Genomic DNA, 22,850 nt, shown 5'->3' with positions numbered 1-22,850 from the left:
CCGGCGGGGCGGCACCGGCGGCCTGGCCCCCCCTCCGCCGCGGCTCGCCCCCCTCCCGCACCTGCCCCCCCCGCCGTTCCTCCTGCGCGGCCCCCCGCCCCCGGCCCCGCGCCGCGGGCGGCGCGTCGATCGCGGTGAAGTGCAGCAACCATCGCAGGTAGCCGTGGGGGTTGCGGGGGGAGTCGAGAATCCGCTGGCCGGATCGCCGCACGTCCTCGATCGCCTCGAACACATCGTCTGTCTCCCAGCCGCTCAGCGCGTACGAGGTCAGTACGCCTGCTAGACCGTTCACCCCAAGCCGACGTAGCCAGAGCGGGAAACGTTCGTCTGCGCGCGTTCTGGCGGCCAGTAACAAGGCTTTCTGGTCATGAACGCGGGTACTCTTGCTCCGCCCTCTCGTGTCCTTGTGGCGCGGAGCGCGTCGTTTCCTCACGCTCTTCCCTGAAGTAATTGAGCTGGAAGGTGAGAGAGAAACTGAACCGCCCCTACGGGGCAGGGGGGCGCCAAAGGCCTGTTGAACAGTCAATTTCACGGTCGAGTTATCCACAAGGTGTGCATAAGCGGGGGAGTCGATGAGGGCCGCTACGGCCGTCCAGCCGCGGGATCGGTCCTCCCGTTCCCAGGACTCCAGCCGCTCGATCTTCGTGCGCCGGCGGCCGCGGAAGACTACCTGGCGCATGTCCAGGATCTTGGCCAGCTCCCGACAGCGCTGGACAGTGCGCCGGCTACGGAGAATCTTGCGGGTGAGGTGACGTACAGAGGGGCGGCAATCACGGCCGGTCGCAGTATCGGCACAGCCGCTCTCGGCAATCGCCCACGCCTGGAAGGTGTCCCGCGACACCGAAGGCGCTCGCAGGGTAGAGCGCAGATCGGCGTACATCAGATCGTAGAGCGCCATGCACAGCCCGACCCACCGCTCGCGAGACAACCAGCAGGCTGGGACGGTGCTGTAGACGTCCTCAGGCAGCTCCAGCGTAAGCGGCGGCGGCGCGAACAGTGCCATCAAGGACGGGAGGCCACCAGCAGCGCGGCGAGGTACACCGGTGCGCCAGAGTGCCGTGGAGGAGTGCGGCTGATCACGGTCATGTTGAGACGCGCGTGGCGCAGTTGAGTCTGTGCATGCGCGTGCGATACCGTGAGACCTGCTTCGCAAGAGCAAAGTCCCTTTCCTGAAGGGCGAGACCAAACCTCCGGCGGCCACCGGGGGTTTCTCGCTTTTATGGGGTTGTGTCGCGCGGGTTAGACCCGCGAGAGCTGTTATCCAGCCAGTGGCAACTCCTGCTGGTCCGTCTTCTTCGGCTTCCGTCTGCGGCCCTTTTTCGGCTGGGCGCGCCGCGGCACGTGCCGGGGCTTGTTGAGCTCCAGCACGAGGTCAGGGCGATCGACGTGTAGAGCCATCACGTCCGCCACGTACTGCGACATCGACATCTCATTTTCCTCGGCGAGTCGACGCACGGCCTCGAATACTTCGAGCGCCAGGCGTGGGCCAACCTGGGCTCGCTCTCCCTTGGGTAGCTGAGCCATGCGCCCACCTTTCCATGGCCAAACTGTTAACGCCTTTCCGACACGCCGGATCCCAAGCAGGTTCGTACAAAACAGGGGAGGTGGGAACCGGGTTACACACAGCTTGTGTGGATTCTCTTCACAGTTCGCGCGCGGCCTGTGTTGCGCGTTCCCCCAACGATTCCAGGACTTCGTAGGAGTCGACTACCTGGCTGCCGCCGACCAGCCGTGAGATGTGCAGTAGTGCGGATTCGTGGATTTCGGCTGCTCGGTGGCGAGTTGCGTTGGAAGCGACGGCGTCTCGAACGACCCAGGGGGTGTATCCACGCTCGAAGGCATCGAGCGCGGATTTCAACACGCAGGCATCTGTGGCGATTCCACAGATGACGAGGTCCGTGACGCCGAGGCCCTCGATCAGGTCTATGCCTTCGGATGTGAGTGCCGTGTAGACCCTCTTGTCCAGCGTGTGCGATCCGGGTTCGGAGACGAGTCCAGATAGCTCGTCGACGATATCGGTTTCGGGTGGTCCGTAGAGCGCCCGCCAGCCGATCAGTCGCTCCCACGGGCTATCTGTGTAGTTCCAGTAGCGGGTGTACACCGTCGGCCGGCCCGTCCGAGACCACTGTGTCGCGAGATCCACGATGACCGGGACCACGTGCTCGGAGAACTCATTGACGAACCCGTTCTGCACGTCGACGACCAGTAGGGCCGCCCTGTCCATGTCGATCACTTACCTGCCTCCTTCAGAGCCTCCAGGGCGAGCTCAAGCTGTGCGGGCAGGCCGCTCGAGGTGACGACCGCTTCCCGCATCTGCTGATGCTGGCCGGTTTCCTGCGGGCGTGGGGTGAGCAGCAGCGACCGCATCGAGCGCAGGAACCTACCGCCGTGCGCCGGCGAGATATCGGGGTCCACACCAGATTCGATCTGCTCGTTGATAAACGCGCTGAACGCCCAGATCGCCTGGGCGCCGATCTCGAACTGCACAAGGTCGTTTTCGGCGATTCCGCGTAAAGGATCGTGCGGGTAGTAGACAACCCCTGACCAGCTCGCCCAGGCGCTGGAAACTCCGGGGCTGCCGAAACTGCGCATTTCGGGTGGGTGGTAACCGGCGCCGAGCAGGTCGTGCTCTGTGCGCTCGCTGGCGGCCATGCCCGCGGTGGTGACCTCACGGTCTACGAGCACACGCGGGGCACAGATGAGCCGGAGCCCGGTGTCGAGTGATGCCCCGGCCCAGGGCGCGGCGTAGACCCAGTAGGCGCTGAGGACATACGCGGCAGCGATTTCCGTCCCTGTGGCTTCGCTGAGGTACTGGCCGGCCCACTCCAGGTTCTCGGGGTACGACTGGTATCTCCAGTAGGCAAGCGAGGTCACGTCGGGTAGATCGAGGTCTTCGAGCAGATGGATGATCGCGGTGCCGAACGGAAACAGCGACAGTGAGCAGTGGTCCCCGATATCGGCTATCGGCCCGATCCAGCACGGAGTCTTCCCCAGGTAGCCCGTAACCTCCTCCAGCTCCAACCTGCTGACGAGCTCCTGCACGCGGGTATGCCCGATGTGGGCCGCGATGAACTTGTGCGACCGCACCCCGAGTGTGGTGGAGGTCGTCGGGGCCAGCGCCGTGATGGCCATGAGCACATCGCCTGGCGGGGTGGCTTTGTTCTCCCACGAATTCACGTGCCCGGCCTGAATATTGCGGCCGAGCAGGTCGCTGAGTGCCGCTGCGAATTCGACAGGAGACATGCCGGCCGAAGCCCGGGCCATAGATACCCGGCTTCGGGCAAGAGCGGCGTAGTCCGGGTTATAGCTGGATCGCCGTGTGTGCAGCCCCGTGACGGTCCCGCCCGCAGACGGCAAGCGGCGGACGTTCACATTGCCTCCCGCGAGGACAGGGAATTGTCCGGCGCATCCGGGTAGGTGAGGCCGAGGTTGTTAAAAACCTCCATCATCAGAGCTTCCATGTGCTCGATCCGTGAGCACATGGCTTCGAGGTGTTCGATCCGAGCCCGCAGCTGCGTTATCTCGTCTTCGTCCTCGGTCACGGGTTCGGGTGCTTGGACGAAGGAGCCAACACCGTGGATGGTCTGGACGAGACCTTCCTGCTGCAGCTCGGTGATCGCTCTCGCAACGGTATTGAGGGCAGCTTTCCACTGCTCCATCAGCTGCGCCTTGGTTGGCAACTGGTCGCCGGGCGCGTAGTCGCCGCGGCTGATCTTGGCCCGGATGTCGTCTGCGATCAGGGCGTAGCGCGGTTTGCTCACCATTTAAGAGTAAGTCTCCTTGAGTCACTTAAGTCAATCACCTTGGCTTGATTGACTCTATCAACTCAATCTGATTCACTTAGATAGACATGCTGATTGAGTGAAGGAGGAGTCCTCATGGCAGTAAGACGTGAGGGACGGTGGTTGACCGCAGAGAGGTCGGCGCACTGCGCGTATGAGGTTGTGCCAGGCAGGTTTCGGCTTTCGCTGTGGCCGGGAGTGCGGGTTTCGGCGCGGGCGGCAGTCGCCGGCCTGACGATTGCGGAGCTGTCCGCACGATGGGGCCGGGGCTTGTGGTTCGACACCCCGAACACGCGGATGGCCTGGCGGATGATCGAGCTTCAGGCGGAAACGCTTGGTCTCGATGCTTTGGATGCGGTCATCCGCTGCCAGTCCGGTGAGGTCCCCGCCGATGCGTCCGCGCTGGAAGTGAGCGCGTGATGCAGATTCCAGCAGTTTGGACCCGCGAGACATGGCGGAGAGCAGCGACACCGACGATCCCCGCGGTCGATATGACCCGCTGGCGCATGGCGGCGGAAGCCACCGATCACCACGCCAAGTGCGTCGGTCACGGCCTGTGGGTGGTGTCGTGGCTGCCCGGTCGCACGCTCACCGAGGAACAGGCCCGCGCAGCGATGTACATCGCCGTGGCGCCGCAGCTGCCCGAGGTGGCGCGCTGGGCAAATCGGGTGGGGCTCACCGCCGATGAGGCTCGCGCGTACGTATCTATGCCGGTGGTGGCGTGATGACCCGCGATCGGTATGTCGATGTGTATATCCCGGTCGGTCCGGGTGCGGACGCCGGTTACAGCGGCGTCGGGGTCGTCGGTTCGATGGCCGCCTTGTTCGGCGGTGTTGTGGCCTTCGCCGCGTTGACCTGCGTGGTCGTGTCTTGCGCCGATTTCGGTGAGGGCGCCCAGATTCCGGCCTCTACGTGTGAACCGTTCTGCACCGTTACCAGCACGGCTCACCCGGTCCAGAGTGCGGAGGCCACGCGATGAGCACCGTAGCGAAGCGGCAGGGACCTGCCTGCGCGGACGTGGCGGACGAGCTGTTTTTCCCGGCCAGCGATCAGCCGCCGGCTGTGCAGAAGCGGGTTGTGACGCGGGCGCAGGCGATCTGCGCGGGCTGCCCGATCCGTCGGCAGTGCGCCGAGTTCTCGGCCCCGCTGGTCGAGTCCCGGTTGCTGGCCGACTGCGTGGTCGCCGGCGTCCGTGTCCCGGCCGACTACTCCACCACCACCTACAAGGCCATGCGGAAGGCGGTCGCAGCTCAGTTGCGCGATATCGCCGCAGGCCGCGACATCACAGATCTTCTGGAAGGGGCGGCCTGATGGACCGCAGCGTGAAACAGCCCGGGACCGGGCTGGACGAATGGAAAGAGCTGATCGCGGTCGGTGTGGCCGGAACAGTGGGACTGAGCACCTACGCGAGTCTGCAGCTGGGCGAGATCCTCTACGGCGCACCGGATCAGGCGATCCCGGTGAACCCGATCAGCCTCGGGCTGAACCTGGCTACCGGTGATGTGGCCTGGACAGGCGCGGCCACCGGCGGCGCGGTCACACTGCTGGCCGGTGCGGGTGCGCTGGCGGCCGGGTGCCGCAAGTGCGCGGGGATGGCCGGGCGACTGCGGTCGCGCAAGGAGCCGATCGACGAGCGCGCGAAGTTCATGGCCCGCGGCAAGGAGCTGTCCGGTCTGTCGCGGAAAGCGGTCGCCGCCACTGCGGCTCGGCTGAATGTGCAGCTCGGCGAGAACGACGAGCCCGGTGTGCTGATCGGCCGGTCGGTGGTGGGGAGCAAGAAGCTTTACGCCTCCTACGAGGATCTGCACCTCGATATCTGGGGTCCTCGCTCCGGTAAGACGACCTCGCGGGTGATCCCGGCGGTGATGGAGGCGGTCGGCCCGGCGGTCGTGACGTCCAATAAGCGAGACGTGGTCGACGCGACCGAGGGCCCGCGCTCGACCTACAACCGCCGCACCCACGTGTTCGACCCGCAGGGCGTGGCGGGCAAGGAACCGACCTGGTTCTGGGATCCGATGACCTGGGTCCTCGGCGACGAGGGCGGCGCCGGTGCGCAGGAACGGGCCGCTGAGCTGGCCGGCCACTTCGCTGCCGGTGGTGAGGCTTCGGCCAAGGACGCCTTCTTCGACCCCGAAGGCGAGGACCTGCTGGCGGGCCTGTTCCTGGCGGCCGCACTGGCCAAGAAGCCGATCACCTCGGCGTTCGAGTGGGTGACCCGCTCGCATGACGACGAGCCGGTGCACATCTTGACCGAGCACAGGTTCCCGATGGTCGCGGCCGCGCTGTCGGACCAGTACACCGCCCCGGAAAAGCAGCGCAGCGGCATTTTCTCGACCGCGAAGAAAATGGCCGCGTGCTTGAAGTATGAGGCCATCCGGCCGTGGGTGACCCCGCCGCAGAAGGGTGAACGTCCGCGGACTTCCTTCGACGTGGCCGAGTTCGTCACCTCCCGCGACACGCTCTACCCGTTGAGCAAGGAGGGCGTCGGGTCGGCGGGGCCGCTGATCACCGCGTTGTGCGCGGCGGTCGCCGATGCCGCGGAGAAGGAGGGCGTGCGTCACGGTGGCCGGCTGCCGGTGCCGTTGACGATGATCCTGGACGAGGCCGCCAACATCGTGAAGTGGGCGAACTTGCCCAAGCAGTACAGCCACTTCGGCTCGCGCGGGATGGTCGTGATGACGATCCTGCAGAGCTGGGCCCAGGGTGAGCGCTGCTGGGGCCACGACGGGATGCGGGCGCTGTGGTCGGCCGCCAACGTCAAGGTTTTGGGCGCCGGCCTGGATGACGCGGGCTTCCTGCGGGATCGCGCCGAGATCATCGGCGACCACTACGAGCGCACCGTCTCGTCCTCGCGCAGCAATGGCGGGCGCTCTTACTCCATCTCCCGGACCACCGAAAAGACGCTGACTCCCAGTGATCTGGCGGCGCTGCCCAAGGGCCGCATCGTGGTTTCGGTGTCCGGTCACCGGCCCACGTTGGCCGTCGCCGTGCCGTGGATGGACCGCCCCTACGCCGACCAGATCGACAAAGCGATCCGCGGTCGCGGCACCGGCAGCGGTACGCGCCTGCACCTGGTTCCCCCGATCGACAAGGAAGGCGAATAGCCATGACCAGCACCGAAAACAACACCAACGGCCACAGCAACAGCAACAGCAACAGCAATGGTGCGGAACCGGAGGCACCGGCGGCTCCGCAGATCTCGCCGGCCGAGGTCACCGAAGCGCTCGACGAAGCGGTGCGCAAGGCGGTAGGTACCCGCATCGCTGCCCAGGCACGCGAGATCGCCACCGGTGTGGTCGCACGGATGCTGACCCCCGAGGTTCTGGAGGGGATGCGCGAAGCCGCCGAGCGTGAAGTCACGGCCACTCTCGACCGCGACACCACAGCCACCGCTGGCGAGGCGGGCACCGCCGCGGGAGACAGCGACACCCCGACCGACGGCGAGAGCCAGAACGAGGGTGAGGCCGAGCCGGAGCGAGAGATGGAGTTCCCGACGGTCGCGGCGTTCGTGGAGGGCTACATCTCTCAGCTGTATCGCCGGGAGATCAGTTCGATGGGGTCGGAGCGGCAGCGTCGCTGGTGCCCGCAGTGGTGGCTGCACGGTGAGGCCGTCGCGCGGTTCGATGCGATGTGGACCGCGTTCGAGCATCTGCGCCTGGGCGATGGTGAGGAGATGTCGACGGTGTGGCTCAACCACATCGACCCGCACATGGCGATCCTGCTGAGCCCGGACGGCCCGTTCAAGTACTGCACCAACGGCGGTCACAGCACCCGGCTGGTGGCGTTGCCGACGGCCACGGCCCCGGCCGCGACGGCCCCGAACGGGCACTACGAGCAGGACGCCTCGTCGTTGTGGCGGCCCAGCGGTGCGCCGTCGAAGGCCCGGACAGTGTTGGCGTGGCCGGAATGAGCGCGCCCGCCAGAGTTCGCCGCACTCAGCACGCCGGCGCCCGCGAACAGGGGTCGTGGGAGCGGGTTTCGGCCGCGCTCGATGACGCGATGGGCCCGGGTCGCACCGCGGGATCGTGGACCCAGTGGTGCTGCCCGGTGCATGAGAACGACGGCCGGCGCCACCGGCCGTCGTTGTCGGCGAAGTATCTGCCCGATGCGGGCCGCACCAAGGTCGTCTGCCACGCCGGGTGTGACGACGAGAAGGTCCTCGACGCGGTCGGGTTGAAGATCGCCGACCTCTACGACGAGCCCCGCCAGCGCGGGCAGCGCAACTACAGCGGGCCCGGGCGACGGCGGGCCCCGCGGCTTCCGGCGAAGAAGGTCTCGCGTGCCGACCAGGCGCTCAAGGCCGCCGGTATGCCGCTGGTGCAGGCCAAGAAAACCGACCTCGGCGCCCAGACCACGCCGTGGCAGCAGGTCGCTGCCTACCCGTATATGCGGGCCGACGGCACCATCGCCGGTGAGGTCATCCGCAAGGAAGCCGACTTCGAACGCGGCCGGGACAAGGAGTTCCACCAACAGCGCTGGGACGAGGCGGCGGGCCGGATGAAGGGCGGTGGGTTCGAGCCGATCCCGTACCAGTTGCCGCTGGTGCTCGACGCCATCGAGTCCGGGCGCGTCGTCTACGTCGTGGAGGGCGAGAAGGACGTGGCCAGCGCCGAGGCTGCCGGGCTGGTCGCGACCTGCAACGCCGGTGGGGCGCTGTCCTGGTCTGGTGAGCACGCCAAATGGCTGAAGGGTGCGGGCACGGTCGTCATCGTTGCCGACCGTGACACCGCCGGGTACCGGCGGGCGGACAAGGTCCGCACCAGCCTGTCCGGCCTGGTGGAGCGGGTGCGCGTGGTGGAGGCCGCCACCGGCAAAGACCTCACCGATCACCTGCAGTGCGGGCACGAGATCGGCGAACTCTGCCCGATCCCCTACCTCGACCCCTACACCCGCCCCACACCGCGCCCCGCACCCGGCGCCGGGACAACACCGCAGGTGCAGCCGAGCAAAACCCGTGCAGCCGAGGCCGATCCGGTCTCGGCTGCTTCATCTCCGCAACCCGAAGGAACTGAGGACATCGACATGGGGAAATACCTCCTGGCTCCGGAGCTGGACAACGCTCCGGTCGACACCACCCCCGATATCGAGCACGCCGGCGCCCAGCTGGCGATGTTCTGGAAGCTGCTGCTCAACCAGCTCATCCTCATCGCGCAGAAGAAGGCCGAGCAGCGGCTCAAGGACCTGGAAACGCTGGCCGAACGCGAAGAGGCGCAGCGCCAGGCCGACGAGGAGCGCCTCGCCGCCGAACGCAAGGCCGTGGAGATGCGGCTTCAGGCCATGCAGGAGCAGGGCTGGCACACCGCCTCCCGCGAGGAACTGGCCGACGCGATCACCCAGGCCCGCGCCTGGGCGCCGGACTCCGAACCGGCCAAAGACGCCTGGTACAGCATCCGCACGCACCTGTTCCGGGAGTACGGAATCTATGTCGGTGAGGCCGATGAGATCGAGACGCAGGGGACCCCGGCCGAGCTGAGTGCTGAGATCGCCGCCAAACAGCAGTTCCGCGCCGCCGAGGAGCGCACCCGCAAGGCGCACGACCGGATGGTGCAGGCCGTGGCCGCCACCGAAGGCCTCGACGAATCGGTCCGCGAGCAGCTCTACGCCGATATCCGGAGCTGGTCGTCAAGCCCGAACCCGAAAACACTCGACGAGCTGGGCAAAAAGCTCGCGGCGGCGAAGGTCCCCGAGCGTGTCCGCGACCAGATCCGGTTCACTGCGGTCTATCTCGCCCCGCACACCGCCGAACGCGACGAGGACCGCGACCGGCGCGCCCCGTCGCTGACCGGCACCCACCTGCTGCGGGCCATGGACGCCCCGCTGGTCGACCCGGGCGAGGAGACCAAGGCCCGCATCGACCAGATGCTCATCGCCTACCAGGACCAGCTGCGGGCCGGGATGGTCACCGACCGCACCCGCGGCGCGCTCGGCAAGGCGGTGGCGCTGCTGACCCCGGAGGACCAGAAGATCGCCCGGGACCGGGGCGTGGAGATCCGCAAGGACCCCACCGGCAAGTTCGAGCCCTTGTGGCCCGATCACGTCGACCGCGACGAGCTCACCACCACCGTGCAGATGTATGCCTCCCTGCGGCCCCAGGCCGACCGCGCCGTGGTCACCGCCGGTGACTACAACGCCGGCGAAGCCGCCGGGCTTCGGGAGAGCGCAGCCAAGTACCGGCGCAAGATCGTGTCCGCACTCACCGAAGGCCAAGGCCTGCACGACCTGGAACGCGACCAGCTGGCATGCGTACTGCGCGATGTCGACGCCGGGCAGTCCCCGCCGCCGATGCTGTGGGCCGATGACCGCAACGCCGCGGCCCACGACTTCGAACGCGCCGACATCCTCGCCCGCGAAACCACCCGCATCCACCGCAAACAGCTCGACGAGATCCTGTCCACCGGCTTCGTCGACCCGCACGCGGTGCGGGCGGTGCGCGGCGATATCGAACGCGTGATGGAAGACCAGGTCCACCTCGCGTCCGGGCGGATGAGCTACCGCGACTACGGCGAGCGGGAAAGCCAGGAACGGCTGGCCACCGCGATGGCCGGCGCCGGTATCCCCGAACCGTTGCGTAACCGGGCGATCAACCATATCGACGACGCCGCCGGAAACGCCGCGATCGACGGTAAACAGGCCCAGCGGATCCGGGACCGGTGGGCCGATCGCACCGACGCGATCATCGCCACCCGGACACCGGCCAAGCCCGCCTACAACTCGCCCGAGCACAAGGCCGAGATGGCGGCCGATTTGGCCGCTGCCGGTCTGGACGAGGACCAGGTCGCCCAGCGCATGGCCGCCGCGCGAAGCCGGGCCAACCCGCCTTCGGCTGCGGTCAAACGCGCACCGGGGGAGAACAAATCGCGGCGGACCGCCCCAGGTTCGGGTGTGCACCGGGTCCACCACCGCAACAACGACCGCGGCGAACCCGGCTACGGCCGCTGACCAGGTTCGAAGCGATGGCGCACGACCCCGAGAACACCGCCACACCGACGTTCGCGTGGATGACTGCGCCACCGGAGTACAAGACCCGCCGACAACTACGGTCGGCGGGTCTTTCTCCCGGAGGCCAGGACATCGCCGCCTACATGGTCCGCAAACGCCGAGGCCGCGAACTGATCGCGCACCTGTTCGACATCCGCAAAGCCAAACCCAAACGCGTCCCGTCCCCGGCGCAACTGGACGCGATCCGCAAAGCCACCACCACCCACCAACTCCGCGCCGCCGAACGACGAGGACTCACCCTCGCCGACCTCACCCAAGAAAACGACCCCGGACCCGCATGGACCCGGCCCACCGAGAAGGAAAACACCGCAATGCCCAGCAAGTTCCGCGAAGCCGCCGAACTCGTCGTCCGTACGCAACACGGATCCACCTCGATGCTGCAACGCCAGCTGCAGGTCGGATTCGCTGAAGCCCACCAGCTCATGGACCAGCTCGAAATGGCCGGCTATGTCGGCCCGTCGAAGGGCTCCCTCGCCCGCGACGTCCTCGTCCAACCCCAGCAAACCGGAGAACAGGGCGGGGTCCCGGCACTGTCCGTCCCGGCTGCTGATGTGGTCGCCGACAACCCGGCCGACCGCGCTACCACGCAGGTCGAACGCAGCGCCCCCACCGGTTTCGGGCAGCGCCTGGCGCACCTGCACGCCGTGATGGCGGTCAACCGCGCCCGCCACGATCTCGGCCGGCTCACCGCCGCCCGAGAGGACATCCTGCGCGTCAACCAGAACCCGGAACTGCGCGATACCAGCGCCGAGGTAAGCGCCGCCCTCGATGCCCTGCACCAGGAGCTGGGCCGGCGAGCGGAGCGGTGGGGCGGAGAAGCGCCGTGGCACCGGTCCCGTGAGGACCTGCCCCAGGCCCTGACCGATGCCCTGATCTGGCGGCACGAGGAGGACAAAGCCCAGCGCATCGTCGACGGCATCGTTGAGCACTACCGCGCCGAATGGGGTGTGCTCATCGACACCGAGGACCTCACCGTCGCCATCGACGACCAGTTCGACCCGGCACCGGTCGAGCAGTTCAACACCGCGGCCGCGGTGTGGCATCGCGAGGACGCCGCCCTCGAAATCGTCAACGCTGCCTCGATGACCGCGGACGCCAAATACGCCGCGAAGCAAGCGCTCACCGAGTGGACCAGCAGCTGGGCCACCGGAGGCGGCTCCTACACCTACGTCGAAACCCAGACCCAACGCCGCGAACAACTCGGCCAGGCGCTGACCGCCGCCGCGATACCCGAAACCGACCGGCAACGTATCGAGTTCGTCGTGGACTACCTACGCGGCGATATCACCGGGGTGGACCTGCTCGACACCCCCACCCTGGTCGACCCGGGCGAAGAGGTCCGCGGCCGGATCCCGCAACTGCTGGAAGCCTTCGCCGACAAACGGATCCCGCCGGCCACGATGGCCGAAGAGATCAGCGTCATGACTCCCGCCGACCAGGAGAAAGTACGGGAAGTGGGCCGCCAGATCAGGGCCGGCCAAGACCCGGATCTGGCGGTGTGGCCGGGATATGTCGACCGCGACCAGCTCCTTGAGCAGCTGCGCGAGTACGCCACCGAGGCCGACGAACAACGCGATATCGCGGACTGGATCGCCGAGGACGACGTCAGCGGCGACAGCCCCGAGATGCTCGGCGTGGAAGACGAATCGGCGGCCCGGCTGGAACGGATGTCGCAACTGCGGGCCCAGCTCGACGCCGCCACCGCAAAAACCGCCCTCAACGGCCTGACCGCCCTCGAGAAATCACAGCTGGAGGCAACGCTCAACGACATCGACCACGGCCGCATCCAGGGCGAGCAGCAGTTGCCCGCCCTGATGTGGGCCGACGACCGCAGCCGAGCAGCAGTCGACACAACCCAGCGGTTCGATATCGCCGCCCAGCTGGGCAAGGACACACGGCGAAACATCAGCGAGCTGCTGGCCTCTGCCGGCGTCGATACCGCCGACCCAGGGCAGAAGCCTCTGTATGCCTCGGTCACCCGTGTCGGCGATGCCGTGGCCAGCGTCGCCACTGGCCCGGGACTGGCCGGCCTGGACCAGCAGCGCCAGCGCTACCGCGAGAACGTCCAGGAGCTGGGCACAGACCTGACCAAGGCCGGGGTCAACCAACCCACCAAACACCAGATCAAAGACGTCATCGACCGATCCGCCCGCACCGCCGGAGAACTGGGCAGCACCTTCACCACCCGCGACCAGGCGTGGAAAGCCCGGATCGGGCAGACCGCCACCGCTCGTGACGATGTCGAAGCGCAGCAGCGGGCCGTCGCAGCCAGCCGCGCACCTCGGGGCGCCCGTAGCAACGCCCCCCGCACCACCCGCGCAGCACAACACGCCACCGTCCGTGCAGTCGGACTCCGACAGCTGCACGAACCCGAGATCGGCAGGTAACAGATATACGAAGACCATTCAGCCCCTGGCGACCGTTACGCGCCAGGGGCTGAATGCTGTTCCGGAAAGGGCTGGGTGTCAGCCGTGGACGATCGCTGCCACGGAGGTGGGCGGCAGGGTGACGTCCACCCAGGTGGACCTGTCCTCGAAGGTCCCGTCCGGTGGTACGACGCCTAAGCGCAGCCAGCCACCCTCCTCGATGTGGGTGTATCCGGCAGCGATATAGGGCTGGCGACCCGGCTGAGAGGGAAGCTCATCGGGAGGGTGCGCGCCACCTCGCCCATGAGGTACACGATGTCTGGTTTATCGGCCATGAGCTCACGATAAGCAGAACGACTCTGTCGTAGGCGATTTCGGTCCGGCCGAGCCAGCGCATCGAAGAACCTGCGGCTCAATTGTTTTCGGATCTCGAAAGGTGTTCGATCGGGCCTGGCTGTCGGTGCGACGTGTCATGCTGCAGTGGTGGGGACAGATAGCGGGGTATCGGCAAAGGCTGCGGTCGAGCTGACCGAGGAATACGTCAAGGCCACGATCGAGACGATGAGCCAGTGGCGCAGCAAACCTGCGTTCGGGCGGACTATCGACGAGCTTCGGTGGGGAATCACCCGTGGGGGAGTCGAAGAAGCACAGCAGGTCAGAGAACTGCTCGCGGAAATGAACATGGTCCTCGGTGAGGAGTTCACCAGCCAACTGGGCGTCATCGTCTACACCGCCGAAGCGGCGAGGCTGTGGCGGCAGCACCGGGTGATCTACCGGGTCCACCCGAGGTTGGCCGATGCACTGACCGAAACCGAGACCAGCGCGGCGGTTCCGTGCGAAGTGTTCACTCGCCTGCCGCACCCGAACCCGTTCGTGGTCTTTCCCACCCCGTTGCCTGCGCCGGCCGCGGCTGACCCACCGACTCCGATTGCTGTCCCGCCGGTGTTTCTCGGGATGCTGGTTACCGGTATGACCGAACACGATCAGTTGTGCTCGACCGCGGATCCGGCCGCCCGCTACCTCTATATCTCGCTGGCCACGAAACTTCGGTACGAAGGCAGCGAGGACGCCTACGAGGAGACGACCCGGATTGTTCCGCTCACCGGCACCCGCACCGTCGACGACCTGATCGCCCTGAACACGGCGTTCGGAGGGGGACCAGGCGATATGTCGAAGGAGGGCAACCAGCGCGTTCACAGCCTGGCGCTCAGCCTGCTGCTGTATCTGTGCAGCGACCGGAGCGATATCAGAGAACACCGCCCACCGGCCCCCGCCGGCCGACGCGGGCGAAAGGCTCGGCGCCAGAAAGACCGGCCCGTAGTCGACATGGGGTTCGAGATCGGCCCTTCCCTTGAGGCTGCCAGCCGAAGCCCCAACTCTGAAAGCGGCGTGGGTGCCGCGGGCACGGGCACAGTTCGCGCCCACCTCCGGCGTGCGCACTGGCACACATACCTGACCGGCCCCCGAGACAACCCAACGCCGGAGGTGCGGTGGCTACTGCCGACCCTGGTCAACCCAGGCAAGAGCAGCCCACGCCCGCTAGTAGTCGACGCCGCCGGCGCCGGCGAGGTCAACGCTTAGACCGGCGCGGGCATGAACCGAGGGGATGAGGTCCTCCGGAGCTGGTTCAGATCGGCAGGGTGGAACCCAGCTCCTGGATGACGGTACGAGTGAGCTGGGCGCTTTCCTCGCTCGCCGCCGCGATAGCTCCAGCAGCGATCGGCGAGAGCAGACCCTTGATCATCGTCAGCGCACGCTTGATGATGCCTTGGTTCGGCTCGTCTTCGACGACCTCGGCCAGGACTACGTCGACGTTCTCGCGGATCTCTGCTTCGTCGCTCTCGTCGAGGGGGAGCGAGGACAGGCCGGCTAGTAGTTCGGCGAGAGTTGCGGCCAATTGCTCGTAGCCGGGCGCGATCTGGCCGCCGCGGTTCTGCTCCTGGTGCACAGTGTCGTTATCCCATGCGATCTGTGCGTTATCGCCGGTGACCGTGACGACCGGCCCGTGGTAGTTGGTCACCGACCCAACAGCGGGATGGGCACCGTCGTACTCGGTTTCGACGGGCACCCGGATCGGGTTCTTCGCGAACTCCCGTTCGATCTCGCGCGTCATTTTACGAATGCCCTGCTTGTTGATCTTGAAGCCGCTGTTACCCACCTCTACACCCTCCTAAACGCTCAGTTTCGACAGGCTCAATCTTTCACGCGCCTCCGACAGCGCCGCGGGGGGCTCCGACATCGAGAAGCCGTCTCATAACCAAGGTTTCGAGACACCCCGCCGAGATCCCCGGGCCCGGAACGTAATCCCATGTCAAGGAGTCTCGAAATCTTGTCTCGAATTGTCGTCGCAAAACGTCGTAACGGTGTAGAATTATGAGACATCCCGCGTTAGGAGCCACCATGGACCACACCGCACCCCTCCTCTGCGACGACCCGGACTGCAGCAAACCGGCCGAACACATGACGAGCGCCCCGAAGAGCAACGGCCAGTGGGTGCTCCTCTACCTCTGCAAGCCGCACTACCGAGAGATCGCGCACCTGCTGAAACAAGCCAAGGACCGCATGAAGGCCGCCCAGAAGCGGCAGCCGAGGAAGGAGGGGGAACTGCCGGCGCTGTGGGAGCTGGCCTGAATGCCGAGATCTGGGGCGCCGGTCGTGAGAGGCCGACGCCCCAGACCCCTGCCAGCGACTGAACCCACCTACAGGAAGGAGCGGTAATGGATCTCGGCTACGTCAGCGACGCAGTTCGTGAGGTCGGATGGAGCGGCGTCGTGCTGCCCGAGACGAAAATCAGCGACTACACGGTGTATCCGGTGGTCGACATCGATGCACCTGTGTGGACCGAGCGTGTGACCGCGGGACATTGGCCGGAGCTCGACCGGTCGACTCTCTCCCTCTGGGAGGCCTGGACCGACGAGCTCGGTGCACCGCCACCCCACCCGGCGGTCTCGATCGCCGGATTCGTCTCCACCAGTCCCCGGCCTGCGGCCGCGCTGGCGGCTCTCGATGCGCTGGCCGGCTACGGCGCGGGTCTCTGGATCGCTACCGGTGCCCGTCGTCCGAGGACTCTGACGCTCGCCGAATTCGACCTTGAAGGAGTCTGGGTCGTGCACGCACGATCCGCCCGGACCAGCGTGCTCGTGCGCGGGCGTCGTGGACCGATCCACACCGCACAACGCGGGATCGCGCTACGGCACAAGGAGGAACTGTTGTTCGACCACGCACTCTCCAGCGGATACGCCCCGGCCGGACAGGTGGTCGCATAGATGGACCTCGGCTACGCCCGCGTCTCCACCACCCACCAGGACCTCGAACGCCAACTCGTCGCACTCGGTGAACACGGGATCCCGGACGAACGGATCTACGCCGACAAGAAAACCGGCGCCACGGTCGACCGGCCCGCGTTCAACAAGATGCTGCACTACGCCCGCGAAGGCGACACGATCGTGGCGACCAACCTCGACCGGCTCGGCCGCAACCTGCGCGAATGCCTCAACGTCATCCACGACCTGAGCGAGCGCGGTATCGGGGTGAAAACCCTGCGCGACCCGCTGCCGATCGATACCACCGACACCTCCGGTATGGCCGAACTCAGCGTCGCGATGCTGGCGCTGTTCGCCCACATGGAACGGGTCTTCGGGCGCGAACGGGCCGCTCACGCCCGTGAGGTCGCCTCCGCCCAGGGCAAACACCCCGGCCGGCCCCGCAAGCTGAGTGACGCTCAGCTCGCCATGGCCCGTGCCGCGCTGCGGGAAGACCAGCCCGTCGGCCAGGTCGCCGAAGTGTTCGGGGTGTCGCGGGCCACGCTGTACCGCTACCTCGCAGAAGCCGCCGACGCCCAACAGGACGCCGGAGAACCCGAAAGAAAGGAAGAGAAGTCATGAGACGCGCGCAGTTACACCAGCTCGTCACCGACCTGATCAAGAACACATGGACAGGCGACAACGCCGATGTCGCCGAGGCGGTTCTGGCCGACGACGCGTTCGGAGCACTGTGTCACCACCTGAACGAGACCGGCGACGTCGAACAGGCCTGGGCTGACCTCGTCTCCGGGATCGACGACAACGCTCTGGACTTCGTCGCCGGCCGCGCCGACAACCCGGCCGCATGGCTCGCTCGCCGCGCCCGCGACCTTCCGAGCAACACCCCTGCCGTAGCGGAGGGTGCGTGAACTGCCGTGGCGAGATTGATGTCGGTGGCGCTGACCGAGCCCCAGGTCCGCGCCCGCAGTAAAACAGTCACCCGCCGCATGGGCTGGCACGTCCTGAAACCGGGTGACCGGCTGACCCTGTGCCGCAAGGTGATGGGCCGGCGCCGCGGGGAACCGCTGGTCCGCATCGTCGACGTGCGGGTGCTCGCCGTCCGGCGGGAACGGCTCGACGAGATCACCCCCGATGAGGTCTTAGCTGAAGGCTTCCCCGAGATGAGCCCGGCCGAGTTCGTCGAGTTCTTCTGCGGCACCCACAAGGGCTGCACCCCGGAATCCACCGTGACCCGGATCGAGTGGACCTACCTGGATCCGGATGCCGAGCAGTACGCGCTGCTGTAGCGCACCCGTAGACCCCCACCGCCCGACCGGGCGGCGGGGAACCGAAGGAAAGGAAGACCAGTGATGAACTGGGAGACACACCTACGCACCGCCGACCCGAAGGTGCTGGAGATCGCACAGACCGACTGGGACGAATGCCGGTCGTTTTTCACCCGAGAGGCAGTGATGTGGGCCGACGCCCTGCGGGTCGCCGCATTCGGTGGCGCCGAAGGCGGTTCGGCGTGCGGGCACGGCGCGAAATTCCTGCTGCCGGTGGAACTGCTGCTGGAGATGCCGGGCCCGATGGCAATGGCGCTGGCCGGCGTACCCCTGGAACCGCCGGAAGGACCGTGGCCGGACTGGGCAAGAACCGATCACCCGATCGACTGGCCCGCTCTGATCGCCGGAGACCCCGACCATTTGATGTGGGACCAGGGAATGCTGGAAGCGAACATGGGCGCCGGCGGTGACGGTGTCGCGGCCGCGTACCGGCTCCTGGACGCTCACGGCCTCGACCCGTACATGGATGTGTGCCTGTGGATCCAGCCCGACGGCCGGTTCTCTGTCGAACCCACCGCTATGTGGTCCGAGCCCGGTGACCTCGCAGTGAGCCGCCAGGTGGATGACCTCCTGGTCGACAGCGGCCGCCCGCGGGAGCGGCTGCGATACGAAGAGGCACCCTGGTACTGGGCGCTGGACGCCTGATAGCCCGAACAAGACGAGAACCGGCCAGAAGGACGCTGGCCGGTTCTCACATTTCAGGGTTGCACACGAGGAGCGGTGCTGGTCTCGTCGGGTTCAGGCTGATCGCCCTTCTCCGGATCCGCCGGCGAGTCCTCCGGGGAAGAGTCCGGATCGTAGTGATTCCACCAGGGCTGCTGTTCCTCCTGATCGCGCGGTTTGGGGGCGAAGGGAGGGACTTTCCCGAAGGCGGCCATCTGGGCGGCCCAAGCGCGCTGCCCGGACTCACGGAGCGAGGACCTGGCCCGAGCGGGTCCCACAGTGGCGAGCAGGGCTTGGTTGAACAGGCAGCACAGCAGGCACAACGGGGGAAGCCAGACGACCGTCATGATTTCGAGGGTGTCCATCGGTGTCGGCGGCCGGGTGATGACGAAGACGTTCCCGGCAACGCTGCCCGCGAAGAACACCACCAGCAGAGCCGCATACCACCAGGCCAGCGAGGCGACATGCTTGTATGGTGACCCGGCCAGCGTCACCCAGGAGTAGGCGATCACCGCGACAACGAGACCACCAGTCACCGGATACAGCCAGGCCAGCGGTTCGGGGACGCCGGCCACTCGCGCCAGGGTAGCGGTGAAGGAGAACGACGCGGTCCCCGCGACGACGACGAGCACCATACCCAGGCCTATGAGCTCCCGGGGGAGCAGGAACAGGACGTGATCGGGGATTTTGTCCTCGTAGTCCATCGTGCCTCCTGTAGCTGATCCGCCAAACGTGCAGGCCTCCAACAGGATATGGCCGCGCGCCCACCGCGAGCGCGGAAATCAGGCGGGTGCGGCAGGCCGACGACCGTTGGCGCACACTGATGTAGCCGTCCCCGAACCGATGAGCAGGCTCATGATCGACATGAACGACCCCGAAGGCCTCGCGGGCCAACTCGGGAAACTGGACCCAGTAGAAGTTCTCGACCCAGTGCGCTGGCGGCGGCCGTGGAGCAGGTGGGAACCGTGGGGGATGTACTTCGCCGGGCACCAGGAGAAGACAGCCACGCGCATCGTCAAGGAGTTACGGGCGGTGGCGTGCGAGACCCGGAAGCGAACCGTCAACGGTCTCGACATCGAGGACCAGTTTTGCCACACTCGCGGGCTGTACGAAGCCAGGGGCGAGTTGAACTGATCCGCGGCAAAGAGTCGGTGTCCGCCGGTAGCTTTGAGCGGCAGCAACTTTCACACCGATAGGGGGCGGCCGTGCCGAAGTCCAGGGGACGCAAACCGAAGAAGACCGCATCGCGTCGGCGCACAGCGGTTCAATCTGCTCTACGGGAAGTGGCGGTCGGTGACTTCCGGGTCCGCCCGGCCCGCTCGGCCGAGGAGCTGCAGGAGTTCGAGAAGTGGGCCACCATGGCCGAGGCGGGCGGCCCGACACTGGCCGAGGAGCTGCTCCAAGCGCACACGGCCGGGAACCTCAGCACCGCACTGCGCGATGCTCACCGCAGTTATGAGGCCTTGCTGGCCGGGGTGATGCAGAACGATTTCGAGGCTGTGGCGTGGTCGAGGACGATGGCGCTGGTCGCCACTCTGAAAGGTGAGGTGGTCGGCGGTCTGCTCGCGGGCCCGTCGGCGCAGTTTCTCTACGATATGGCCGAGAAACACGATCTCGGTGTGGTTCCGGTGCTGGATGCCCTGCTGCACACGAGCAAACTGCACCTCGTAGCGGTCGACGATTCCCAGCGTCGCCGTGGCGCCGGTGAAGCACTGATCAGCACCGCCGTGTCCACCGCGTACCTCAGTGGTGCGCAGATCCTGTACGGGCAGTTCCTCACCAAGAATCCGGGTCTGGCCTATTTCTACGGCCGCCAGGGATTCACGCTGATGCCGCCGGAGACACCGCTGAACTTCTCCGCCTGGATGGGTGGGCTGTCCGCCGGGCCCGCGCCCTTGCCCGGGGAGCGGTTCTTCTATCGCGATCTCTCGGATGCGGCCTTCCGCATGCTGGGCTGAGAACACAAATCCCCGATGCCGATTTTGGCGACCAGTGGACAGCGAAGGAGCGATACCGAGGTGATCGAGCAGAACGCCGAAGGACTGGCGAACCCGCACACTACGGAGGAACCGGACACCCGCATCCTCCTCTCGCCGGCCGGCCGAGGGCCACGGGGATCCGGTGTCTCCGCGCAGCTGCTGGAGTTGGTGGGGCGGGCGGCCAGCATTATCGTCATCTCCCTGCTGGTCGGGATGGCGGTCTGGCAGGGATCCGGGCGAGCGCATCGGCGAGCGGGAAGACCCGCTGGCACCCGCGACGATGGAGCGGATCCGCCTTGGCCTGCAACGGTATGCGCACGAACCGTTCCTGGCCCCCGCCGGCGGAACCTGGCGCACCGACCCGACGCCGCTGTCGGCGCCGATGCCGACTCGCACCACCCGCGAATCCGATGGCCTGGTGCTGCCGCCGATGGTCGTGCAGACCAGCAAACGCTCCACCCAGATCGCGCGCACCGTGCACGCGGTGATGCCGACCCAGACCACCCGGCGGGAGCTGGCGATGGTGATCCCGCCGTTCCTGACCACCCTGCGCGGTGGCGGTTCCAAGGCATCGTCGTACGGGGTTACCGACCCGCTGGCCACGTTCTCCGCGAACGGGTTCCATCACGGCCTGGTCCAGCCGCCGGGATCGGAGACTGTGCGCGATCAGATGCTCGTGCCCTACCATCGCACCGGTGTGGCGCGGCCGGTGTCGCAGCCCTTGGGCACCGTGACCACCAGGGATCGCCACGGGCTGCTCGGTGTCGATCCGGAACGGGTCATCGCCGAGTGCACGTTCCGGATGCTGGAAACCTCGGAAATCCGGCGCGGGATGGCCTTCCCCGACTCCTATCGGGTCACCCCGGGAATGGCCAAACGCACCCAGGCCAGAGGGTTCGGCAATGCGGTCACTCCGCCGAGCGCGGAAGTGATCGGCTGTGCCCTGGTCGAAGCCATCACCGGCGAGACCATCGAGCGCTACGTGCGGTAGAACCACCAGCACCAAGACGAAGGGGCCCCCCCGGGGGGGGGTGGGGGGGGGCGGGGCACTGGGGGGCAAAACCCCCCACACCACCCCCCCCGCCCCCGCCTCTGGCTCCCGGGGGGGGCCCCTTCACTGTGCGAACCTACCCGCCGAACAGCAGGAGCAGACCGAAGATCACCACGGCCGGCGGTACCAGCCAGAGCCACCACATCGGCGGCGGTTCCACATACGGCACCTTGCCCTCACGCTGCAGCTGCACCAGGCGCTGCGCGCCTCGCACCTCGCTCGGCGTAGCGCGCCGAGGTGGCGGGCCCGGCACCGGGCAGAACGGGGAAACATGCACCGAGGCGTAGCACCGCGGATTCCGGCACGGATAGCCCCGGTCGTACCGAAACGGGTTGACGCGGTCCATACCCCCATCATCACCGCAGCCACCGACTTCCCAGAAGCAAAAGGCTGATCCCGCCAGCACGACACTGGCGGGATCAGCTCTCCTTGAACGACCCCGGTGCGGGTCAGCGATCGAAGTCCCGGTCGTTCTGCTGCTCCGGCCGGCGCCGTGGCCGCCCGCGCACAGTGCCCGTCCGCTGCCCGGCCACGCTCGGTTTCGTCGGCCGCGGTGCGGCTTTCCGCTCGCTCGCCTTGCGGGTGATGTGCCCGAATTCGTCGACCGTGTCATAGCCGGGACGTCCCGCCAGCGCGACCCGGTTCGCCTGCCACGCCTGGTTGGCCATGGCGAGTTCGGGTTCGATCTCGGTAGCGGGTATTCGCTCGACCATTGCGTTGGCTCGAACGGCAGAGACCCACGCCGGCGAACCTTCGCTGCGGTCGTACTCCCTTTTCGGATCGATCCCGGCTTGGCGCATATGGATCTCGGTCAGGCTCTGCCGCGCCTTGAACGCCATCCCCGCTGCGAGCCGCTCCCTATCCCCGGCCGCCAGCGTTTCCTGCACGGCGAGCAGGCAATCGGTCAGCGCGTACAGCAACGCCGCATTGGCCGTGACCGGCGACTGTGTCGCCCACAGCCACCGCGATATCTGGCGCAACCCCCGCTCGCGCTCCCGCTGATGCGGAGTCACGGTCCGGGGCCGTCGCCGGGAAGCGGGCTGGTCCCCGGCCCGGCCGAGCTGGCGGGCCAGCTGGTGAATCGGTCCCGGTGAGCGTTCGGTGTTCACCGACAACGCCGCGAACATCCCCGACGCCTGCGACGCGGCCCGACACCAGCCGTCGCGATCGGTGTCGGGGATGGTGCGGGCGTGGGGGGGGGACCGCGCCCGGTGGTGGGGAACCCCCCGCGCGGCGCACGCCGCACCCCACTTGGGGCCCCCCCCCGGGTGGGGGGCCGTACGCCCATGGGGCAGCGCCGCGGGGCGGGCCTATTGGCGTACGGGCCTCGCCCAGTGCGGGCGTCCGAATAGGGGTGCGGTTTGCGACGCGCGGGGGGTCATCGACTAACGGGCGGGGTCCCGCCCCCACGCCCGCACCATC

General features: G+C 67.2%; 27 protein-coding genes. 18 read left to right on the top strand and 9 right to left on the bottom strand.

The genetic code is table 11. From position 1 onward, the window contains the following. The 5 genes from QH276_RS03570 to QH276_RS03550 all read right to left on the bottom strand — a co-directional run. The coding region (locus tag QH276_RS03570) for a hypothetical protein (RefSeq protein ID WP_280406619.1) at positions 1 to 292 on the bottom strand (292 nt) is incomplete at its 3' end. Positions 293 to 1,257: 965 nt separating this feature from the next. Next, the gene (locus tag QH276_RS03565; RefSeq protein WP_280406618.1) at positions 1,258 to 1,524 is read right to left on the bottom strand and encodes a toxin-antitoxin system; all 267 of its coding nucleotides are present in this window, start codon (positions 1,522 to 1,524) and stop codon (positions 1,258 to 1,260) included. 118 nt (positions 1,525 to 1,642) lie between these two features. Further along, a complete protein-coding gene (locus QH276_RS03560) occupies positions 1,643 to 2,224 on the bottom strand; it encodes a cysteine hydrolase family protein (protein WP_280406621.1) in 582 nt (193 codons plus the stop codon). Between the two features lie 5 nt (positions 2,225 to 2,229). Then, the gene (locus QH276_RS03555) at positions 2,230 to 3,243 is read right to left on the bottom strand and encodes a hypothetical protein (RefSeq protein WP_280406617.1); all 1,014 of its coding nucleotides are present in this window, start codon (positions 3,241 to 3,243) and stop codon (positions 2,230 to 2,232) included. Positions 3,244 to 3,368: 125 nt separating this feature from the next. Then, positions 3,369 to 3,764 carry a winged helix-turn-helix domain-containing protein gene (locus QH276_RS03550; RefSeq protein WP_280406616.1) on the bottom strand — a complete coding sequence of 132 codons (396 nt, stop codon included), beginning with the start codon at positions 3,762 to 3,764 and terminating at the stop codon, positions 3,369 to 3,371. Positions 3,765 to 4,052: 288 nt separating this feature from the next. Between QH276_RS03550 and QH276_RS03545 the strand changes: the two genes are divergently transcribed. From QH276_RS03545 to QH276_RS03500, 9 genes are all read left to right on the top strand, one after another. Further along, the gene (locus QH276_RS03545; protein ID WP_280406615.1) at positions 4,053 to 4,202 is read left to right on the top strand and encodes a hypothetical protein; all 150 of its coding nucleotides are present in this window, start codon (positions 4,053 to 4,055) and stop codon (positions 4,200 to 4,202) included. Then, positions 4,202 to 4,507: a hypothetical protein gene (locus QH276_RS03540; protein WP_280406614.1), complete on the top strand. Its 306-nt coding sequence runs from the start codon at positions 4,202 to 4,204 to the stop codon at positions 4,505 to 4,507. The genes QH276_RS03545 and QH276_RS03540 overlap by 1 nt, the downstream gene beginning before the upstream one ends. After that, positions 4,507 to 4,761 (top strand): hypothetical protein, encoded by a 255-nt coding sequence (locus tag QH276_RS03535; protein WP_280406613.1) that lies wholly within the window; start codon positions 4,507 to 4,509, stop codon positions 4,759 to 4,761. Before QH276_RS03540 ends, QH276_RS03535 begins: the two co-directional genes overlap by 1 nt. After that, complete coding sequence (locus tag QH276_RS03530) at positions 4,758 to 5,093, top strand: WhiB family transcriptional regulator (protein WP_280406612.1); 336 nt, start codon at positions 4,758 to 4,760, stop codon at positions 5,091 to 5,093. Before QH276_RS03535 ends, QH276_RS03530 begins: the two co-directional genes overlap by 4 nt. Continuing rightward, positions 5,093 to 6,886: a type IV secretory system conjugative DNA transfer family protein gene (locus QH276_RS03525; RefSeq protein WP_280406611.1), complete on the top strand. Its 1,794-nt coding sequence runs from the start codon at positions 5,093 to 5,095 to the stop codon at positions 6,884 to 6,886. The genes QH276_RS03530 and QH276_RS03525 overlap by 1 nt, the downstream gene beginning before the upstream one ends. A gap of 2 nt (positions 6,887 to 6,888) precedes the next feature. Further along, positions 6,889 to 7,692, top strand: a complete 804-nt coding sequence (locus QH276_RS03520; protein ID WP_280406610.1) for a DUF4913 domain-containing protein — start codon at positions 6,889 to 6,891, stop codon at positions 7,690 to 7,692. Then, complete coding sequence (locus QH276_RS03515) at positions 7,689 to 10,721, top strand: toprim domain-containing protein (RefSeq protein ID WP_280406620.1); 3,033 nt, start codon at positions 7,689 to 7,691, stop codon at positions 10,719 to 10,721. Before QH276_RS03520 ends, QH276_RS03515 begins: the two co-directional genes overlap by 4 nt. 14 nt (positions 10,722 to 10,735) lie before the next feature. Next, a complete protein-coding gene (locus tag QH276_RS35465) occupies positions 10,736 to 13,168 on the top strand; it encodes an RRQRL motif-containing zinc-binding protein (RefSeq protein ID WP_432278782.1) in 2,433 nt (810 codons plus the stop codon). Positions 13,169 to 13,630: 462 nt separating this feature from the next. Then, entirely contained in the window at positions 13,631 to 14,728 is a 1,098-nt protein-coding gene (locus QH276_RS03500; RefSeq protein WP_280406609.1) for a hypothetical protein, read from the top strand. Between the two features lie 46 nt (positions 14,729 to 14,774). Here QH276_RS03500 and QH276_RS03495 read toward each other — a convergent pair whose 3' ends face one another. Further along, the gene (locus tag QH276_RS03495; RefSeq protein WP_280406608.1) at positions 14,775 to 15,305 is read right to left on the bottom strand and encodes a hypothetical protein; all 531 of its coding nucleotides are present in this window, start codon (positions 15,303 to 15,305) and stop codon (positions 14,775 to 14,777) included. Between the two features lie 242 nt (positions 15,306 to 15,547). Here QH276_RS03495 and QH276_RS03490 point away from each other — a divergent pair, with 242 nt between their 5' ends. The 6 genes from QH276_RS03490 to QH276_RS03465 all read left to right on the top strand — a co-directional run bounded on the left by QH276_RS03490 (position 15,548) and on the right by QH276_RS03465 (position 18,380). After that, positions 15,548 to 15,778, top strand: a complete 231-nt coding sequence (locus QH276_RS03490; RefSeq protein ID WP_280406607.1) for a hypothetical protein — start codon at positions 15,548 to 15,550, stop codon at positions 15,776 to 15,778. 86 nt (positions 15,779 to 15,864) lie between these two features. Then, positions 15,865 to 16,413 (top strand): hypothetical protein, encoded by a 549-nt coding sequence (locus QH276_RS03485; RefSeq protein WP_280406606.1) that lies wholly within the window; start codon positions 15,865 to 15,867, stop codon positions 16,411 to 16,413. After that, entirely contained in the window at positions 16,414 to 17,031 is a 618-nt protein-coding gene (locus tag QH276_RS03480; RefSeq protein ID WP_280406605.1) for a recombinase family protein, read from the top strand. Beyond that, entirely contained in the window at positions 17,028 to 17,318 is a 291-nt protein-coding gene (locus QH276_RS03475; RefSeq protein WP_280406604.1) for a hypothetical protein, read from the top strand. Before QH276_RS03480 ends, QH276_RS03475 begins: the two co-directional genes overlap by 4 nt. Positions 17,319 to 17,342: 24 nt before the next feature. Beyond that, entirely contained in the window at positions 17,343 to 17,696 is a 354-nt protein-coding gene (locus QH276_RS03470) for a hypothetical protein (protein WP_280406603.1), read from the top strand. A gap of 63 nt (positions 17,697 to 17,759) precedes the next feature. After that, positions 17,760 to 18,380, top strand: coding sequence for a hypothetical protein (locus tag QH276_RS03465; protein WP_280406602.1), 621 nt, complete (start codon positions 17,760 to 17,762; stop codon positions 18,378 to 18,380). 53 nt (positions 18,381 to 18,433) lie between these two features. On the opposite strand, the gene QH276_RS03460 is transcribed toward QH276_RS03465, so the two are convergent. Next, positions 18,434 to 19,102, bottom strand: a complete 669-nt coding sequence (locus QH276_RS03460) for a hypothetical protein (protein ID WP_280406601.1) — start codon at positions 19,100 to 19,102, stop codon at positions 18,434 to 18,436. Between the two features lie 151 nt (positions 19,103 to 19,253). Between QH276_RS03460 and QH276_RS03455 the strand changes: the two genes are divergently transcribed. The 3 genes from QH276_RS03455 (at position 19,254) to QH276_RS03445 (ending at position 21,368) form a co-directional block, all read left to right on the top strand. After that, entirely contained in the window at positions 19,254 to 19,532 is a 279-nt protein-coding gene (locus tag QH276_RS03455) for a hypothetical protein (protein WP_280406600.1), read from the top strand. Positions 19,533 to 19,681: 149 nt separating this feature from the next. Further along, the gene (locus QH276_RS03450; protein WP_280406599.1) at positions 19,682 to 20,356 is read left to right on the top strand and encodes a GNAT family N-acetyltransferase; all 675 of its coding nucleotides are present in this window, start codon (positions 19,682 to 19,684) and stop codon (positions 20,354 to 20,356) included. Positions 20,357 to 20,657: 301 nt separating this feature from the next. Continuing rightward, a complete protein-coding gene (locus QH276_RS03445; protein ID WP_280406598.1) occupies positions 20,658 to 21,368 on the top strand; it encodes a DNA cytosine methyltransferase in 711 nt (236 codons plus the stop codon). 136 nt (positions 21,369 to 21,504) lie between these two features. Here the strand turns inward: QH276_RS03445 and QH276_RS03440 are convergent, their stop codons facing one another. Beyond that, positions 21,505 to 21,642 (bottom strand): hypothetical protein, encoded by a 138-nt coding sequence (locus QH276_RS03440; protein ID WP_280406597.1) that lies wholly within the window; start codon positions 21,640 to 21,642, stop codon positions 21,505 to 21,507. A 235-nt stretch (positions 21,643 to 21,877) separates the two neighbouring features. Further along, positions 21,878 to 22,555 (bottom strand): hypothetical protein, encoded by a 678-nt coding sequence (locus QH276_RS03435; protein WP_280406596.1) that lies wholly within the window; start codon positions 22,553 to 22,555, stop codon positions 21,878 to 21,880. Between the last annotated feature and the right edge of the window lie 295 nt (positions 22,556 to 22,850).

This window comes from Nocardia carnea (assembly GCF_029869215.1).
In the GTDB taxonomy this organism is placed as follows: Bacteria; Actinomycetota; Actinomycetes; order Mycobacteriales; family Mycobacteriaceae; genus Nocardia; species Nocardia carnea_B.
The sequence above is the reverse complement of the archived record's forward strand: the minus strand, read 5'-3'. Positions and strand labels throughout refer to the sequence as shown.

Bases quoted from the DNA above. Each gene is read 5' to 3' on its own strand.
- QH276_RS03565 (WP_280406618.1), bottom strand. From the start codon at position 1,524: ATGGCTCAGCTACCCAAGGGAGAGCGAGCCCAGGTTGGCCCACGCCTG.
- QH276_RS03560 (WP_280406621.1), bottom strand. From the start codon at position 2,224: ATGGACAGGGCGGCCCTACTGGTCGTCGACGTGCAGAACGGGTTCGTC.
- QH276_RS03555 (WP_280406617.1), bottom strand. From the start codon at position 3,243: ATGTCTCCTGTCGAATTCGCAGCGGCACTCAGCGACCTGCTCGGCCGC.
- QH276_RS03550 (WP_280406616.1), bottom strand. From the start codon at position 3,764: ATGGTGAGCAAACCGCGCTACGCCCTGATCGCAGACGACATCCGGGCC.
- QH276_RS03540 (WP_280406614.1), top strand. From the start codon at position 4,202: ATGCAGATTCCAGCAGTTTGGACCCGCGAGACATGGCGGAGAGCAGCG.
- QH276_RS03535 (WP_280406613.1), top strand. From the start codon at position 4,507: ATGACCCGCGATCGGTATGTCGATGTGTATATCCCGGTCGGTCCGGGT.
- QH276_RS03530 (WP_280406612.1), top strand. From the start codon at position 4,758: ATGAGCACCGTAGCGAAGCGGCAGGGACCTGCCTGCGCGGACGTGGCG.
- QH276_RS03525 (WP_280406611.1), top strand. From the start codon at position 5,093: ATGGACCGCAGCGTGAAACAGCCCGGGACCGGGCTGGACGAATGGAAA.
- QH276_RS03520 (WP_280406610.1), top strand. From the start codon at position 6,889: ATGACCAGCACCGAAAACAACACCAACGGCCACAGCAACAGCAACAGC.
- QH276_RS03515 (WP_280406620.1), top strand. From the start codon at position 7,689: ATGAGCGCGCCCGCCAGAGTTCGCCGCACTCAGCACGCCGGCGCCCGC.
- QH276_RS35465 (WP_432278782.1), top strand. From the start codon at position 10,736: ATGGCGCACGACCCCGAGAACACCGCCACACCGACGTTCGCGTGGATG.
- QH276_RS03490 (WP_280406607.1), top strand. From the start codon at position 15,548: ATGGACCACACCGCACCCCTCCTCTGCGACGACCCGGACTGCAGCAAA.
- QH276_RS03485 (WP_280406606.1), top strand. From the start codon at position 15,865: ATGGATCTCGGCTACGTCAGCGACGCAGTTCGTGAGGTCGGATGGAGC.
- QH276_RS03480 (WP_280406605.1), top strand. From the start codon at position 16,414: ATGGACCTCGGCTACGCCCGCGTCTCCACCACCCACCAGGACCTCGAA.
- QH276_RS03475 (WP_280406604.1), top strand. From the start codon at position 17,028: ATGAGACGCGCGCAGTTACACCAGCTCGTCACCGACCTGATCAAGAAC.
- QH276_RS03465 (WP_280406602.1), top strand. From the start codon at position 17,760: ATGAACTGGGAGACACACCTACGCACCGCCGACCCGAAGGTGCTGGAG.
- QH276_RS03460 (WP_280406601.1), bottom strand. From the start codon at position 19,102: ATGGACTACGAGGACAAAATCCCCGATCACGTCCTGTTCCTGCTCCCC.
- QH276_RS03455 (WP_280406600.1), top strand. From the start codon at position 19,254: ATGATCGACATGAACGACCCCGAAGGCCTCGCGGGCCAACTCGGGAAA.
- QH276_RS03445 (WP_280406598.1), top strand. From the start codon at position 20,658: ATGGAGCGGATCCGCCTTGGCCTGCAACGGTATGCGCACGAACCGTTC.
- QH276_RS03435 (WP_280406596.1), bottom strand. From the start codon at position 22,555: ATGTTCGCGGCGTTGTCGGTGAACACCGAACGCTCACCGGGACCGATT.